8 protein-coding genes are annotated in these 16,812 nt (G+C 50.4%); all 8 read left to right on the forward strand.

The genetic code is table 11. The features are described from left to right. Nucleotides 1-515 precede the first annotated feature (515 nt). The 8 genes from C2I18_RS27150 (at nt 516) to C2I18_RS27185 (ending at nt 16,798) form a co-directional block, all read left to right on the forward strand. The gene (locus C2I18_RS27150; protein ID WP_249898810.1) at nt 516-1,562 is read left to right on the forward strand and encodes an ABC transporter substrate-binding protein; all 1,047 of its coding nucleotides are present in this window, start codon (nt 516-518) and stop codon (nt 1,560-1,562) included. Between the two features lie 533 nt (nt 1,563-2,095). After that, complete coding sequence (locus C2I18_RS27155) at nt 2,096-3,370, forward strand: AraC family transcriptional regulator (protein ID WP_249898811.1); 1,275 nt, start codon at nt 2,096-2,098, stop codon at nt 3,368-3,370. Between the two features lie 241 nt (nt 3,371-3,611). Beyond that, nucleotides 3,612-4,676 (forward strand): LacI family DNA-binding transcriptional regulator, encoded by a 1,065-nt coding sequence (locus C2I18_RS27160; protein WP_249898812.1) that lies wholly within the window; start codon nt 3,612-3,614, stop codon nt 4,674-4,676. A gap of 164 nt (nt 4,677-4,840) precedes the next feature. After that, nucleotides 4,841-7,192: a hypothetical protein gene (locus C2I18_RS27165; protein WP_249898813.1), complete on the forward strand. Its 2,352-nt coding sequence runs from the start codon at nt 4,841-4,843 to the stop codon at nt 7,190-7,192. A gap of 124 nt (nt 7,193-7,316) precedes the next feature. Further along, nucleotides 7,317-8,735: an ABC transporter substrate-binding protein gene (locus C2I18_RS27170; protein WP_249898814.1), complete on the forward strand. Its 1,419-nt coding sequence runs from the start codon at nt 7,317-7,319 to the stop codon at nt 8,733-8,735. Nucleotides 8,736-8,798: 63 nt separating this feature from the next. Beyond that, nucleotides 8,799-9,779, forward strand: a complete 981-nt coding sequence (locus tag C2I18_RS27175; RefSeq protein ID WP_249898815.1) for a carbohydrate ABC transporter permease — start codon at nt 8,799-8,801, stop codon at nt 9,777-9,779. Continuing rightward, on the forward strand, nt 9,776-10,654 hold the full coding sequence (locus C2I18_RS27180) for a carbohydrate ABC transporter permease (protein WP_249898816.1): 879 nt from the start codon (nt 9,776-9,778) through the stop codon (nt 10,652-10,654). The genes C2I18_RS27175 and C2I18_RS27180 overlap by 4 nt, the downstream gene beginning before the upstream one ends. Before the next feature lie 18 nt (nt 10,655-10,672). Beyond that, nucleotides 10,673-16,798 carry an S-layer homology domain-containing protein gene (locus tag C2I18_RS27185; RefSeq protein WP_249898817.1) on the forward strand — a complete coding sequence of 2,042 codons (6,126 nt, stop codon included), beginning with the start codon at nt 10,673-10,675 and terminating at the stop codon, nt 16,796-16,798. The last annotated feature ends 14 nt before the right edge of the window (nt 16,799-16,812 follow it).

Here is a 16,812-nt window from a genome sequence, read left to right on the forward strand (position 1 = left end):
CGTTGTAATATCCTATACTGCCTAATACTCCTATAATCCCGAATTCATGTACGCAAGGCACTGTAATCACCTATCGCCTTTAAAGTGAAGTAACGATTATATATGTCCATATGATAATTATAATTATATAGATTGAACTAGTGATTTTTCTATTTGGAATTGTTCAGGACTACAGAGAATGTTTGGACTTCCGGCCACTGCCCGCCTGCAGATTTCTCTTGTTTATACCGCTGTTCGCGGTTGAAATGCGCAGACAAAGGCGGACGCTAGCGCTCCTACAGTTCCAAACTTCTCCTCCGCCTATCTTTCTTATAGGACTTTTTCATGTTCAATATATATAGAATCTCTTTAAAATATCAAAATCCCTTTAAACAGTCACTTGGATGCAGATCCTTCACTCCCCGACCCAAAATTTGTCCTGCTAATCCACAACAAATGTCCATGGAAGTTCAGTGGCGGGTGGAGCTACAATGATACCAGCAATTGAGAATGGTTATCAACAAAGGAGCGGGGACATGAAGAAAAAGAACATGTATAAAGGAAAAGTGATGATGACGCTAAGCCTGCTGCTTGCTGTTCTGCTGCTTCTGGGCGGATGCGGCAATGGACAAGCCGGGTCGTCAGCGGAGAGCGGAGTTGAAGCAGGTGCGGGAGCCGGGACTGCCCAGACGCCTTCGCCAGTGCCTGTTGCGGAAAATACGGAGGCTAAGGGAAGCGGCACAAGAGTATACACAGACGCCGTCTCCCGGGAAGTAGAGATTCCGGAACATCCGCAGCGGATTATCGCACATTATTTTGCACCGGAAATGCTCGCCATTAAGGCACCGATTATCGGTACCAACTATAATAATGCGAAGCTGTCGTTATCCGATGAGGAGCTCGCAGACATCGAAGATATTGGAGGAGACGGGATTAACCCGAATACCGAGAAGATGCTCTCACTGGAGCCGGATCTTATTTTGCTTCCGGATTTTTTGGAGGCGGAGACGATTGAGCAGGTGGCTCAAATCGCCCCTACCGTTGTAATGAGCTACAGTGAAGAGACCTTTGCAAGGCTCCAAAAGCTGGGCGATGTGGCCGGATTGCCCGGTGCAGCCGATGAATTTATCACTGAATATAACGCCAAAGTAGAGCAGAAACGGGAGGAACTTAAGCCCTTTATAAAAGATGGAGAGACTGCTTCGGCATTTATTCTCCATTCTGACAGAAAGCTGTATGTATATGGGCCGCAGCGTCTGGGGCCTACCATGTATGAAGCGTTTGGCTTCAAGCAGCCGGACAAGCTGGCAGAGCTGACAGCCTCAGCTCCCGATGCTTTATGGACTGAAATTTCATTGGAAGTGCTGCCCGAATATGCCGGTGACCACATTTTCCTGGTTAAACCTTCAGAAAGTGAAGAAGCGCTAAAAATGTCGGAAGAGCTGCAAAATAACCCTGTATGGAAGAACATGCCTGCCGTCAAAAATGGTCAAGCCTATGTGGTAGGTTCCCGTTGGGCGCTTAATGATCCGCTTACTCTGGATTGGCTGCTGGATGAGATGGCAGGTGTCCTGATGCCGTAATAATCAGAAAGGCGATGAATTATCAAGTTAAGTCGAGCATACGATGGAAAACAATGAAGTTCACTTGCCGTGTGTTTACGGTAGGGAGCTTCATTTTTGCGTCCATTTATCATATACTGAAAGCATCTAAATGAGATTCATTATCAATTACGGCAGGAGCGATGAGCGTGAAGCCTGTATCAAGCTGTTCCTTTGCGGCACCGCCTGCATTTCATTTAATGATGCTGGAGAAGTACCGTACTGGTCCTTCACAAAAATCAGCCTGGGAGCTTACAAAGCCAGATACAAGGCATGTATTGTACATAGTAACTCAAGGGACCGCTGTTTTGTACGCAGACAGTAACAGATTCCCCCTGTTTACCGGTTGCTGTCTCTTTTTGTCCCCTGACAACAACATACGGATTAGTGCCCAAGACACAGATATTGAAGCTGTTGAAATTTACAGGCTGCTCTATGAAGCCTCCCCATCTGACTTCATTAGACATGAGCAGATAGAGCTTGAATCCAGCAGTCTGCTAATTCTAAAAGGCCGATTGGAAAAGCTGCTAAGCTCCGGGACGAGTACAGAAAGTCTTTCGCTGCTGGATAACCATATACTGTTTCAACAGATCATGCTGCTTTTGCTGAAGGAGAGCGCCAATATGAAAGAGGAAGGAGACTTATGCAGCCGCGATGAACTCACGGTACAATGGGCTGAGGATGAGCAGTATGAGGCAGAAAAAGCAGTCGAACAATCTATAGCCTATCTTCACACGGCTTACAGTGAACAGATCCAGATCGGGAAGCTGGCTAGAGATGCTCATATGAGCCGCTGGCAATATGGTAATCTGTTCAAAACGTTGACCGGCCGGACACCGATAGAGTATCTTACCGTGCTGCGCATCGGAATATCCAAGCAAATGATGGCGGGAGAACCGGTGCCGCGCCTGCGCGAAATTGCGGGCAGGGTGGGTTTTCAGGATGAATATTATTTCAGCCGCCGGTTCAAACAAACCACTGGCTGTTCGCCAAGTGCTTACCGGGCTGCAGGTTCACTCCCGCCGCGGATGGTCTGTCTCCAGTATTTAGGCGAGTTGTTGGCGCTTGGCATACGTCCTGTTGCGGCAGAGCGGACCATGCTGAAGCTTCTAAGAAACCAGGCATACGGGATAAGCGCATTGGATGAATCCGGACTTACCGAAGCGCTGGTGAAGCTGCAGCCGGAGCTTATAATTTATCCTTCATTTACCTCTCCGCTGTTGGCGAGACAACTACGGCGCATTGCTCCTGCATTGGAGTTGCCCTGGCAGGAGGATGTCTATACCCGTTTGCGGCGGCTCGGCATAATGTTCGGCAGGGAGAAGGCTGCAGAGGATTGGATTAACCGTTACCTCAGCCGCGCTTTCTATTGGCGGAATCGGCTCCAGAACATCATCGGACCACAGGAGAGCGCTTCTGCGTTTGCAGTTCATCACGGGCTGTATGTCTATACAGGGCATCATTTCGGACATACCTTGTATCAGGGGATGCAATTCGCTGTACCGGAAGCTGTAAGAGCCTTGATTGAACGGGAACCGGGACGCAAGTGGAAACGTATTTCCCCGCAGCAGCTGCCTGAATTTGCCGGGGACCGCATATTTCTTGCCTATCCGACAGCCGGACAGGACGCATCCGAAGCCCTTCGTCTGATGAAGATCCCTGAATGGAATGATCTTGCCGCAGTCCGGGAGGCCCGCGCGCACACTATAGAACTGTCTTTGGCTAATTATAATCCGCTAACCTTAGACGCACATTTGGAAGCGGTGGGCGGAATAATTGCGGACAGCTAAAAGACTCCGAAGTATCTTTTGTATCAGCGTTACATAGGAGCTGCCAATCTACTATGAAATATCTTTAAACGGTCCGAGGACATTGTCAGGGAAGCCTTAATTTTGTGTAAGCGTATGGACATTAAAATAATGTAAGTGCTTGCAGAACGGCTGATTATGTGTTAAGTTTTAGATGTCACATGAATCTAAACGTTTAAACTGCTAATGGACAATGGTTCGTATGCTTAGACAGGAGAAGCCTATGAGTACAAGAAAAACCAGCATCAAAGACATTGCACAGAAGGCCAATGTTTCCATTGCTACCGTCTCCTATGTGCTTAATGGAACCCGTAACGTCCGTCCTGAAACGCATAAACGGGTCACAGATGCCATAGAAGAACTGAATTATAAGCCTAATGATATTGCCAAGAGCCTCAAGCGCAACCGGACGAATACGATAGGGGTAATTGCGGAAGATGTTACCGTATTCAACGCACCCGAAATTATTGACGGAATCAATGAATTCGGCGACCGGCATGACCAGCTGATCCTGCTGGTCAATCTGCGTCTGGACAAACGGATTGGCCGTGATTTCAGCAATACGGAGGCTTACCGCAAATATGCCGCTAACGCGGTATCCGAGCTGCTCAGAAAGCAAGTGGACGGAATTATCTATATCGGGGTGCACACCCGCGACTTGACCGGCCTTATTGATGTTGAAGACAAACCCATTGTCTATACATACGGCTATACACAAGATAATCTGTCCATACAATACAATGATGAGCAGGCTTCTTATGAAGCAATGGCATACCTGGTGCGTAAAGGACACAGCCGGATCGCCATCATCAGCGGTCTCATGGATTCCATCCCGTCCAGACAGCGGTTGAAGGGCTATTATAGAGCGGTTACTGAATTCGAACTCCCGTTTGATCCTAATCTCATTAAGATGGGGGATTGGGAGCGGGAATCCGGTTACCGTCTGACAGGGGAACTGCTTGATCTTCCCGAGCCTCCGACAGCCATACTGTCGATGAATGATGTCATGGTAGTCGGTGTACTGGAAATGGCAGGGGAACGCGGAGTCAGTATCCCTGAGCAGCTGTCCGTCATTGGCTTTGATAACCGGGAATTCAGTGATTATCTGCGGCCGAGCATTACTACCATGGACCTGCCGCTGCATGAAATGGGATATCAGGCTATGGAATCACTCTATCATATGATTAACGGGAAAAAGGTACAGGATCTAAAGATGCCGGAATGCCGGTTAATAGAACGGGACTCGGTAAAGCCCCTGCACACAGATGTGGAACAGCAGCAAAAATGATGTTTCACATCATTTTTTAAAATCAATTTAAACGTTTAGATTAATGTAAGGATAAGGAAAGAGGTGATGGCGTGACGGCAATTCTGACCAATGAGAGATATAGGATAGGTCTTAATGAAAGAGGCGCAGTGAATTCTCTTATCTTGCATAAGGATCCCTATGAGATGAACTGGGTTATTGATCCCGGCTACTTGCAGCAGGCAGGATACATACAGGACGAAGATAAGCTTTTCGGTGAGTGGGCCATTCAGCTGAATGGAGAGAGCCTCAGCAGCTGTGATTTTACACCGGTAATTACTCAGACAAATGCATCTAAAGTAGCAATAGAATTTAAGGCCTCCCCAGTTAAGCTGACCATGGTGTATACTTTGGTAGGTGAACAGCTGCGCTGGAAAATTATACTGTGCAATCCTTCAAATGAAGCAGTGAGTATAAAGGGACTGCATGTCTGGTTCTCGCTGGCCTATGTGATGTTCAGGGATAACCATGTGATCCGCAATATGCAGAAATCCTGTGCCGTGTTCCCGCATCTGGGCGGAGATTTCTCCAAATTTGCCGCTGTGCGGCGCAGCAATGAAGGACCGCATCTGGGGATATACGGCATAGAGGGCAGAACTGTGACGGCCGGTTCCTATTGCCGTTATAGTAACCGCTTTCTTGAGCAGATATCGCCATCGCTGGATGGCCTGCTCTTTCACCGGCTGTCTCTAATTGAAGACGGGAGTTCATTAGACCAATCAGCTGAAACTGACTGGATTTATGGAGAAGAATACAGCGCCCTCCAACTTACACCGGGACAGGAGGAAGTGTGGGAGTTTGCGTTTGTTCCTTTTGCAGACATGGATGACTTTTACCGCCGTGGAGCAGCCCTTGGACATCCGCGTTGGAGCTATACGCCTGTGCTGCCTGCAGGCGGGGTCTTTGAGGCAACCCTTCAGCTTCCCGAGGGGCAAAGGATTCGGGAACTGCGGCTGCATAGTGCACCGGGAGACAGCGAGGACATTATTTCCGAGGAGATTACCGGGGAGATTAAAGGACAGGAACTTCCGGTAACAGGTGGAGCCGGAGTCAGCGGCCGGCACCACGTATGCACACTCTCCCTTCAGCGGGAGCAGCCCGGAGAACACAAGCTGGAGCTTATTCTTGAGGATGGACGCCGCGATGTACTGGTCTGGAATGTGCTGGAGCCGGCCGGCAAGCTGCTGAGCAAACGGGCGGAATGGCTCGCCCTCAACAGCTATTCAGGCAATGAAGCGGTTGAACGTCCACATGCGTTCCGGCCGTTATCCAACCAGGGGGAATCACTGGGAAAGCTGGCTTTCCTGCTGATGAATAACAAGATGGCTTCCCCGGTACCCGGGCAGGTAGCCATGGCTGAAAGAGCTGCAGTGCTGGATATGAAGGTTCATTGGTTTACAGACGGTGATTTCCGAAAGCCGCGCCCTTTATACGGAACCTTTTACCGGATTTATGACTTCGACTATATCGGACATGTCTTTTACCTGCTGTCGCAGATGGACGAAAGGCTGCTGAAGCTGAACCCGTCCCGCGTATATTTGCAGTGGGCTGCTGAAGTGATGTGCATGCGGCTGGATCCGGATTGCCATCCCGGTCAACGCGAGAAGGACGAATCCCGGCTGAACGGTGTGTTTATACTCTACATTCAGGAGCTTCTGGCAGATTTAAGGGTGGCTGGATTAACGGATTTGCATGCAAGGCTGCTGCAGCTGTGGGAGGATTTCGGACGGGGCATGGAGATCGGCGTCCAGCAATATGGAGGAGCAGTAACCGAGCATTTTTATGATAACGCCGGCTTTGGCCCGACCTGCCAGGCACTGTGCCGTCTGGGCATTACCGGCGAAGCTGGGCGGTACGGACAGCTTATTCTGGCTAACATCGGCTTCAGCAATGATTACCGGCTGCAGAATCCGGACCGCTGGTGGGAAGCCTTATCCCCGATGATCCACTCATTATGGGGAGGGCTGGTAGCCGCATCTGCACTTGTTGCTTATGAGTACATAGGCGACCCCGCATATCTGGAAGCGGCCTACCGCTCCACGATGGCGGTGTTTAACTGCTATGACTGGAACGTACGCTCCACGCCGCGGCGCCTAGCACCCGGAGAAGGCGCTTCTACGTATAGCGTAGCCGCGCCGAATCTGAATATGCCGGAGCTGTCACGGAACCGTTTTGGACAGTCGGTTTTTGTAGGCTACAGCGATCCGCTCTTCGCCGCGTTGTTTGCGGATGTATCCGGCGATGACTGGGATATGGGCGAGGAGCTGGCTGCATATCTGCCGGGCTTTGGCACAACAGCCTATCTGTACCGTGACTCAAGGGGACAACTGAAATGTGTCAACGGGTTCATCACTGAAGAGCAGGATTCACTGCTGATCACAAGCTATGCTGCCTATCCGTCGAGATATCTGCTCCTTGAAGACAAGCTGGAATTTCGTGCTCCGGCTGGGATTTTGCAGCCCCGCATCCGGCTCCAGGGCGGACAGTTCATCAGCTGATCCTTAGTATTTCATCAACTTATACCGGAGGTCTCCGGCAGCGTTGCTTTCCTGTTTTTAAGTTAAACGATTAAACTCGTTTGGCTTGAAATATATAAGCTTTTATATAAAGGAGGAAAAGAAGATGAAGCATGGCAAGCGTACTCTGGTTCTGTCTCTTGCATTGACTATGGCAATCTCTGCGCTGGCAGGCTGTTCAGGCAATGCCAACAACTCGGGCACCACAAACGCGGCAGCAGAGGGTACGAAGGCACCAGGTAACACCGGAGAGGGCAATAATGCCGCTGCAAAAGACATTACACTTGAACTGCTCTATTGGGGGGATGATGTTCAGAAGAAGCTGGTCGAGGCCGCGACAGAGAAATATACAGCCGATACCGGAATCAAAATCAACGCGCAGGTGCTGCCGGCGGACGGAACGTTCGATACCTTTATCCAGACCCGGCTGCAATCCGGCGAGCTGCCAGACATCAGCTACATGGGCGAAGGGGATATTCAGAAATATAATGAAATGGGCATTCTGGAAGACATCTCGGATCTGCTCACAGACGGAAGCATTCCCGAGAAGCTGCCTGCCATCACTATTCATTCTCCTGAACAGAAAGTTATCGGTGTAGGCCTCTCCAACCAGATGGAGCTGCTGTTCTACAGCAAAGCCAAGTTCGACGAAGCCGGCCTGTCGTATCCCCCAACCAAAGTTGAAGAGGCGTGGGATTGGGATACTTTTGTGGCGAATGCCAAGAAGCTCACCAAAGATACGAAAGGAAAGACAGCGGCTGACGACGGCTTTGATGCGGCACTGACCGAGAATTACGGGCTGGGCTTTACAGCCGGACGTGAATTCCATCATTTCTGGGCAGCAAATGCGAATGGCGGCGGAATTGTTTCCCCTGACGGCAAAGCGTTTCAGTGGGATTCCCCGGAGAGTGTGGAAGGCATTCAACGGCTTGCCGATCTGGTCAACAAGGACAAGGTAGCATCCCCGTTCACCTATACCTGGAGCACAGGGATCGGTTCAGCTGTGGACGCACTCAGCGGCGGTTATGCCATGGCAATAAGCGGCTCATGGGATCTGGCGAACATCAAGGGCAATGAAGACATCGGAGTGGGTGTTTTGCCGAAAATGAAGAAAGCGGTAACAATGAACGCCGGCGCACCGCTCGTAGTTTATAACACCTCCAAACATATTGAAGAAGCCAAGAAATTCTACGCTTACATGGTTAACCCTGAGAACAGCCTGGAGCTGCTGAAGAGCGGGGCATGGCTTCCCAATCAGGCAGACTGGTATACCGATCCGGCTCTGGTTGAGAAGTGGAGTTCCGAGCTTCCTGAAAGTGCAAGGGAAACGATCCTCAGCTACAGCACTACCAAGGATTCCATCGTCCAGTGGCCGGCGTATTATGTTCCTGCATACCTGAAGATGAATACGGAATATGAAAAATCGATCGACCAGGCGTTATCCGGCAGCAAGAGCGTCAAAGAGATTTACGATTCCGTTATGCCTGTCATCAAGACGCTGTGGGAGAGCGGCACCGTATCCTAGCTGCTGATACACCCACCATTCTGCACCCGAAGTCTGAGCTTTATTTGAAAAGAGGGCTGACTTATGAACCCAGAGCGCAAGACCCGTGTGGCCCCCGTCCATGTCAAAAAGCATGCCAAAGGCGCCACCAAGGAGGCCGTTGCGGGATATTTGTTCGCTGCGCCTGCCATTATCGGATTTTTGGTACTGACGTTGTACCCGATGCTGGCCAGCTTAGTTTACAGTTTTCATAAAATTACGATTATGAGCGGAAAGCAGATTATGGATTGGATCGGGCTGGATAACTACATATATATTTTCACGAACCCCAGCTCGGAATTTAAAAAATCAATAACCGTAACCCTGGTCTATGCTTTTATCAATGTGGCGCTTGTTATCGTGTTCTGCCTGATCGTGGCCCTGCTGCTGAACCGCAAATTTACAGGCAGGAATATGCTGCGGGCGATATTTTTTCTGCCGTCCGTGGTGCCGATGCTGGCGACTACCATTGTGTGGCAGATGCTCCTGCAAAATCAGGCGAAGGGCGGACTTGTCAACTGGATGCTGCTGCAGCTGGGCATTGCACCTGTAGAGTTTCTGACCGATCCGGACCGGATCTTTTATACGCTGTTCATTATGAGCCTGTGGACCTGCGGGGGAACGATTGTCGTCTTCATCGCCACGCTGCAGGATGTGCCCGGAGAGTTGCTGGAGGCCATTGAAATGGACGGGGGAAATGCATGGCACAAATTCCTCAAGGTCACTTATCCGACGATAAAACCGGTACTGTTCTTCCAGCTGATCATGTGCATGATGACCTCCATCCAGATTTACACGCAAAGTGTGGTGCTGTCCAGAAACGGTGCACCTGACCGGATGACCTATTTTATTAATGTCATGATCTATGATCATTCCTTTGTCCAGGTGGGCATGAGGGGGCTGGCGTCTGCCGAAGCATGGATTGTATTCCTGATTACGCTAGCCATTACCGGCGTATTATTCTATTTCCAGGGTGCGCTGAAACGTGATGATTCCATGGGCAAAAGAAAGAGGGGGAGAGCATGAGCGCTACAGCAGCAGTGAAATATTCCAGCATCAAACGGGCCAAAAGCCGCAGCAGGATGATTCATCTGGCACTGATCGCGCTGTCCTGCCTTCTTGCCGTAATATTTGCCTTTCCGCTGTACTGGCTGCTGCGCGGCGCTTTTGTCAGCCATTCGGAAATTCTGGCGAGGCCGCCGGTGTTCTTCCCGGAGCAGCTGAGTGCAGATAACTTCAAGCTTGGGCTGGAGCGGATTCAATTTTTGCGGCAGCTCTGGAATTCGGTGTCCATCGTCGTTCCATATGTGATTGGCACCGTACTCACGACAAGCTTTGCCGGCTATGCCTTTGCCAAACTGAGATTTCCGCTGCGCGGGATGTGGTTTGTGCTGGTCATCAGCAGCATGATGCTGCCGAGTGCTGTGACGCTGCTGCCGCAGTTCTCGCTGTACACTTCGCTTGGGCTGGCCGGCAAGCCGGCGCTGATTATTCCCGCTTTCTTCTGTGCCGGCGGTAATGCTTACTTTGTTTTTCTGCTGAGGCAGTTCTTCATGACGATTCCCGGCGAGTTAAGCGAGGCGGCCAAAATTGACGGTGCAGGCCATTTCCGTATCTACGCAAGCATCATGCTGCCGCTGATCCGTCCGGCCATGATCGTTGTTGCCCTGTTCAGCTTCATCAACTGCTGGAACGAATTTTTCTATACGATGATTTATTTGAAGACAGAAGCCGACTATACGCTGCCGATGGGTCTCTATATCGTCAACGGAATGCGGATTCCGAATTACGAACAAGTCATGGCTCTTGCTCTCGTCGTTACGGCTCCATGCCTGGTATTTTTCCTGATTGGCAACAAATATTTTGTGGAAGGTATTACGTTGACAGGGATTAAAGGTTAGAGAGGAGACTGAGTAAAGATGGCAAATAAAAAGTGGGCCCGCAAACTGTGGGTGGCATCATTGTGTACAGCAGTGACACTGAATACCGGCATTGTACCGGCCTCGGCGAACTACACGACGGATTGGGAGCACATAGGCGTAGGGACGGATTACGGCACAGCGAAGTGGAAGGAGGGCAACACAATTGTTCCGCAGCCTATAGATTTCAGCCAGGAAACTGTAGGCCAGATGATGCAGAAGATTGAGGATTTTGATTTTGCCAAGTTTGCACAGGATAATGCCGATCTGCCGTGGATTGATTCCCTGCTCGTCAATAATGGTGTGATCCCGGACGATGCAGGTGACGAAGGCGGTGCCAATACTTTGTTCAGCCGCGGCAGCGCCCTGTACATGAAGACCCAGGATAATTCAAAGCTCGGATTTGTAGGCACAGTTCATTATGCAGATACACTTAACAAAGATACGATGTACAGCATCTCCCTGTCGACCGGCAGCGTAGCCGAGGACAAAAACAAACGCAAAAACTATCCCAGCCATGGAGACCAAACTTACAGCAGCGGCGGTCTGGAGATCAACCAGCGCAAATTCATCTCTGCGTATAACAGTGCAGTCACGCTGCTGAAGCTAACCAACAAGGGCAGCCAGCCGGTTACGGTAAAAATGACGGTTAAATCGCCATTCGTCTCACAGGTGCAGGGCAATGAATTAATCGGCAAACGGGTGGCCGCCCCGCTTATGGTTGGGCGTGCCGGTGAGAAATATGTGGAAGCGATGTCCTATGTGGATGTCCATTTGAGCGGTGACGGGATGACGCCGGCAGGCAGCGATCTCGTTAAAGAGGTTACCATTCCCGCCGGCGGATCGGTGGACGAGAAGGTGGTCATGGGCTGGCTGGCCGAGGAGATTCCTGCATCGAAGACCCAGTACGCCAGCTTCAAAGCAGCAAATAACGGACAAGCCTTCACGGACCAGGTTAAGCAGTACAATGAATGGTGGGCGCAAAATATTCCTTATATCGATGTCCCTGATGAGAATGTGAAAAAGGTGCTGTATTACCGCTGGTGGTGTAACCGCTTTAATCTGCTGGAGGCTAATATTCCCGGCAATGACTGGCAGTTCCCGATGAATATGGAAGGTGTGCTGGGCTATAACAACGGCATTACTGTCAGTGTTCCGTGGGCACTTCAGGATTTGAAATGGCTCCGTGACCCGTCTTATGCATATGGCACCTGGCTGGCCCAGGGTGAATATTCCGAGAATGCCAATTATAAGAACAATCCAGGGCGGCCCAACATCTGGACCTGGGATATGATGCAGAATTCATCGCAGGTCGGCTGGGAAGCTTACAAAATTTACGGCGGCGGGGATAAGGTGCTGAAGAAATTTGCTGATTTCTCGGCTAATGATGTGAAGGGTACGCTGGCCCATTTTAAAGGCAATGATCCTAATCTGGTCTACTACAACCACGGGCCTATGACAGGTAACGACGGCGATACAGTCTCCATGCACTGGAAAGGCGGGGGCAACTATGCCCGTCTGGACGGATCGGCCACGGCCTATGCCAATGCGGTAGCCGCACAGCAGATGTATGAGCAGTTAGGCGATACAGCCAAGGCTGCGGAGATGAAAGAGACTGCCGGAAGAATTCAGCAGGCTGTCCTGACCACAATGTGGTATGACAATAAGGATTTTGACGGGGATGGCGCAGCAGATACGAATGGTGAAGGCAGCTTTTTGCACAAAAGAGTGGAGGGCAGCAAAGATGTCTTCAATCCGTGGCGTGACAATAACATGTTCGTGTTCAACTTTGGTGTAGTACCCAAGGCAGGGGAGGAAGGATATGATTCCAAGTATCTGACCCAGCTGTACGATTACGCGGATCCGGATTATTATCCGATTTTCCCGTTCTTTACTGCGGATCAGCACAGCATTATGAAACGGGTGGAAGCATTTAAGAACGGCCAGACCAGCGCCTTCGGCACAGACCAGTTCGCCTGGTGCAACTTCGGCAATTATATTAATACTATCCGCTCTTCACTGCGCTATTATCCGGTGAACAACATTGACAGCACAACATATAAAACATTGTTCGACTGGGGGGCATGGCTGCATACCGTTGACCCCGGCGATACCGATCACTTGGATTCCAATGAGTTCTTTTGGCTGGAGGATTATTTTTTCGGCACGCCGTGGACCAAGGAAAACCCGCCGAACCCAAGCGGTAAAATGGTCCGGGCCTGGATTCACCATGATACGCTCGGTATGATGAATTACACGGTTCTGGAGGATATGGCCGGACTGCAGCCGAGAACGGACGATATCATCGAGCTGTGGCCCATCAATGTTGAATATGACCACTTTGCGGTAGACAATGTGCGCTACCATGATGCCAATCTGTCCATTGTATGGCAGGACCCGGCAAAATACAGCGACAGCAATCCATATTATGCAGGTATTCCAGTTGGTTACTCCCTATTTATTAACGGTGAACGCGTGCTGACAACAAATGAAATGTCGCATATCCTCTTCGATACAGCAACCGGGAAAGTATCCAAACCAACCGGGGATGTTCCAGGTGCTGTGGGCGACAATTCAAACACACAAATTCTTTTTGAAAAAGGAAGCAGTATCGGGCTGGCCTCCGCGGATGAGACCTCCCTGGCGGGCAACGAAAAAGCGGTTGATATGTTCAACAAAGCCGGCATTGACGTTGTTCATGACGGGGAGAACCTGGCAAATGCGGCGGGCACTACGATTGAAGCAAGCTACATTAACAGCGGTTCTGCCCTGGGCAGATTAACTGACGGCTCAACCATAGCATCGATCAATCATACATCCAATACAGCCTTATTCAGTGGTTCACCTAATCCTGCTGATTCAGTAACCTTCAAGTTTGACGGAAATAAAACAGTAGATAACGTAAAAGTCTACTTCTACAATGACCGGCGCCCGAACGGATATGACGCTCCGCAGACCTTCGGTGTAGAATATCTGGATGCCGACGGTACCACCTGGAGACCGGTAGAGGGACAATTCCGGTATCCGGAATATGCAGCCGCTAACTACAACAATGTAGAATTTCAGTCGGTGAATACGGAAGCGATCCGTGTCAGCTTCACGCATGCCCCGGAATATTCGACCGGCATCAAAGAAATTCAGATATACAACAATAATCTGCAGGTCACACCTGCTGCTAACCTTGCTGCCAAGGTTTTCCTGGAGACGCCTGTGAAGGTAGAGCAGGATGCTCCGCTGACCCTTGTCCCTGTGATTCAGGATGACGGACTGCCAAGCGGCAAGCTGACTTATGAGTGGAAGCTGGTCTCCGGTGAAGGTCAGGTCGAAGCGCCTGTACTCGATCAGGCGGTTCTAAAAGCGAAGTTCAAATCAACAGGTGAGTATAAGTATGAGCTGAGCGTAAGCGACGGAGATTTAGTCACCACTGTCGAAGTGCCGGTCACTGTATTCGTAGCGACCGCTGATCTGTCCGGAATGATAACTCAATTTGCACCCAAAAACTCTGCGTTCGGTCCGATTGTGCGGAATCAGGACGACTATACCTCTGAAACATGGCAGGGATTGCAGACTGTACTTACTGAAGCCAAAGCGCTGCTGGCAAAAGGTGAATATACTCTGCAGGAAGTGCAGGATATGACGCTCCGGCTGCGGACGGCCATAGACAGCCTGCGCTACAGAAACGCCGCGCTGCTGGCTGTACCCAGCGCATCCTACACTTCAGCATGGGAGTCTGTATATGCAGTAAATGACGGCTATATTCCGCTGAACTCAAACAACCTTAACGACAAAACCATAGAGACCCAATACGGGAACTGGGGCGGTCCCGGCAGCAGCCACTGGGTGCAGTACACCTGGCAGCGTCTGGTCACATTGTCCGGCAGCTCGCTCTATTTCTTCGACGATGGCGGCGGTGTCATGGTGCCTTCAAACTATAACTTCGAATACTGGGACAGTGCTGCAGGCCAATTCATGCCGGTCAGCGGCCTTAGTGAGAAGAAAATGTCCAAGAACACCTTTAACAATGTCACCTTCGATGAAATTACAACCGATAAGCTGAGGCTGACGATGGAAAAGCAGGGCGGCTCGTTCACTGGGCTCAAGGAATGGCGCGCGATTTCTGCGAAGGCCGGCGGGGAAGAGCCGCTTCCGGCTGATCACGGAGCCATAACAGGTATTGATCCGGTTTCTGTTAATACCACCGTAAATGTTATGCCGGTTCTCCCCTCTAAGGTAACCGTGACTTATGAGGATAACACTAAAGGCCAAGCAGACGTTATCTGGGATGAAGTTCCGCCGAACAAGTTAACGATTGCCACCGACTTTGTAATATTGGGTACCATAGCCGGAAGCGATCTGCGGGCAAGCTGCAGAATCTATGTTAAATATGATAAGTCCCGGCTAAAAACAGCAATAGATACGGCATCTGATCCGGCGGTCAATGAAGAGAATTACAGCGGTACGCCGGAACAATGGGAAGCTCTTGCAGCCGCTATTACGGCAGCGCAAGCAGTATATAATAATGACGCTTCTACTGAAGGCGATATTGATACTGCCTATAGAGCGCTTAAGATTGCCTTCGAAGCTCTCACAGCGGTCCAGGACCATGGAGCTTCCATTACCGGCATAACCATTCAAGGAGGCTCTATAGATCAGGTAGCCAGAGAAATTGTTGTACCTGAGACTACAACCCTGGAGCAGCTGAAAGAGGGATTAACGGTACGGGCTGGAGTTACGTTTGCCGTATATGAAAGTGATTCCCTTACGCTTGCCACAGAACTAAAGACAGGATACAAAGTTAAGGTGACTGCCGCTGACCAGATTACGAACAGCATCTATACCCTTACTCTTACATCCGTTCACCTTCCGGCCGACCGCAGTGTACTGGAAGATCAGCTAAGAGAAGCAAAAGCCTTGAAACAGGAGTTATACACTGAAGCGAGCTGGAAGGTCCTTTCGGATGCCGTCACCCATGCGGTACTGCTATTGGAGAACGGGAACCTGACGCAGGCTGAGGTAGATGAGGCTATAAGTAAACTAAAGTCAGCAATGGCCGGACTGAAGCTGCTGCCGGCAGGAACTCCGACACCGGCACCTAGCGCTCCTCCGACGCCAGTGCCTACGGCAACACCGGCTCCAACATCCGCGCCTTATGTTCCACCGGGCTCCGGCACAAATACACCTGCGCCGAAACCAAGTCCAATTCCAAGCTCAACTGCAGCTGCAGTAAGTAAAGGCAGCATCCGGATCCAGCCGGTTGTGCAGGCAGACGGTACAGTTAAAGCTAAGGTAACCGCCGGGGAGATTGAGACAGCAGTCAAGGAGATTCAAAACGGTATACTGACCGTCACTGTGTCAGCACCTGGAGACGCAAAGCAGATTGCATTAGAACTTCCGCTGCAGGCACTGTCCGCGGGAGCCATTAATACGGTGAAGCTTGAGGCAGGGGCAGTATCGCTGATTCTGCCGCAGAACTTCCTGAAATCCTTTGCAGGCAGCAGCCTGACGCTGCTCGTCAAAGCTGCCGAGAATAGGGGGCTAAACTTGGTGGGAGCCGATACGCTTGCCGGCATTACACTGAGTATCGACGAAACAGTAATTCCAGCCTCATCTATGCAGGGAAAAGGGGTGAAACTGGCGCTTCCATACACCTTGAAGACTGGCGGGAAAGCCCATCAGGTGGTGGCGTACACTTTGAAGGATAATGGAGCCGCTGTGGTTATTGCTGGCGGAAAGTACGATGCAGCTGGGGGAATGTTCGAATTCCATATGAAGCACAGCGGAACTTATGCCGTTCTAAGCCGGAATATTACTTTTAACGATATAGCGGAATTAAGCTGGGCTGCAGAGAGCATCGAAGCATTGGCAGCCAGAGGCGCGATTCAGGGAACGGAAGCAGGCATCTTTAAGCCTAACACTAATGTGACACGTGCAGAATTTATCAAAATACTCCTGAATACATTTGATCTGCTGGATGAAAGCGCAGTGTCTACATTCAGTGATGTAGAGCAGGAAGCTTGGTATTTCCCACCCGTTGCCAGCGCGCAAAAATTAGGGATCGTAAAAGGGAAATCGGTTGCACATTCGGGGCCAATGAGCAAATTACCCGCCAGGAAATGGCTGTTATGATCTACCGCTTGGCT

Source organism: Paenibacillus sp. PK3_47, assembly GCF_023520895.1.
Lineage (GTDB): Bacteria > Bacillota > Bacilli > Paenibacillales > Paenibacillaceae > Paenibacillus_AQ.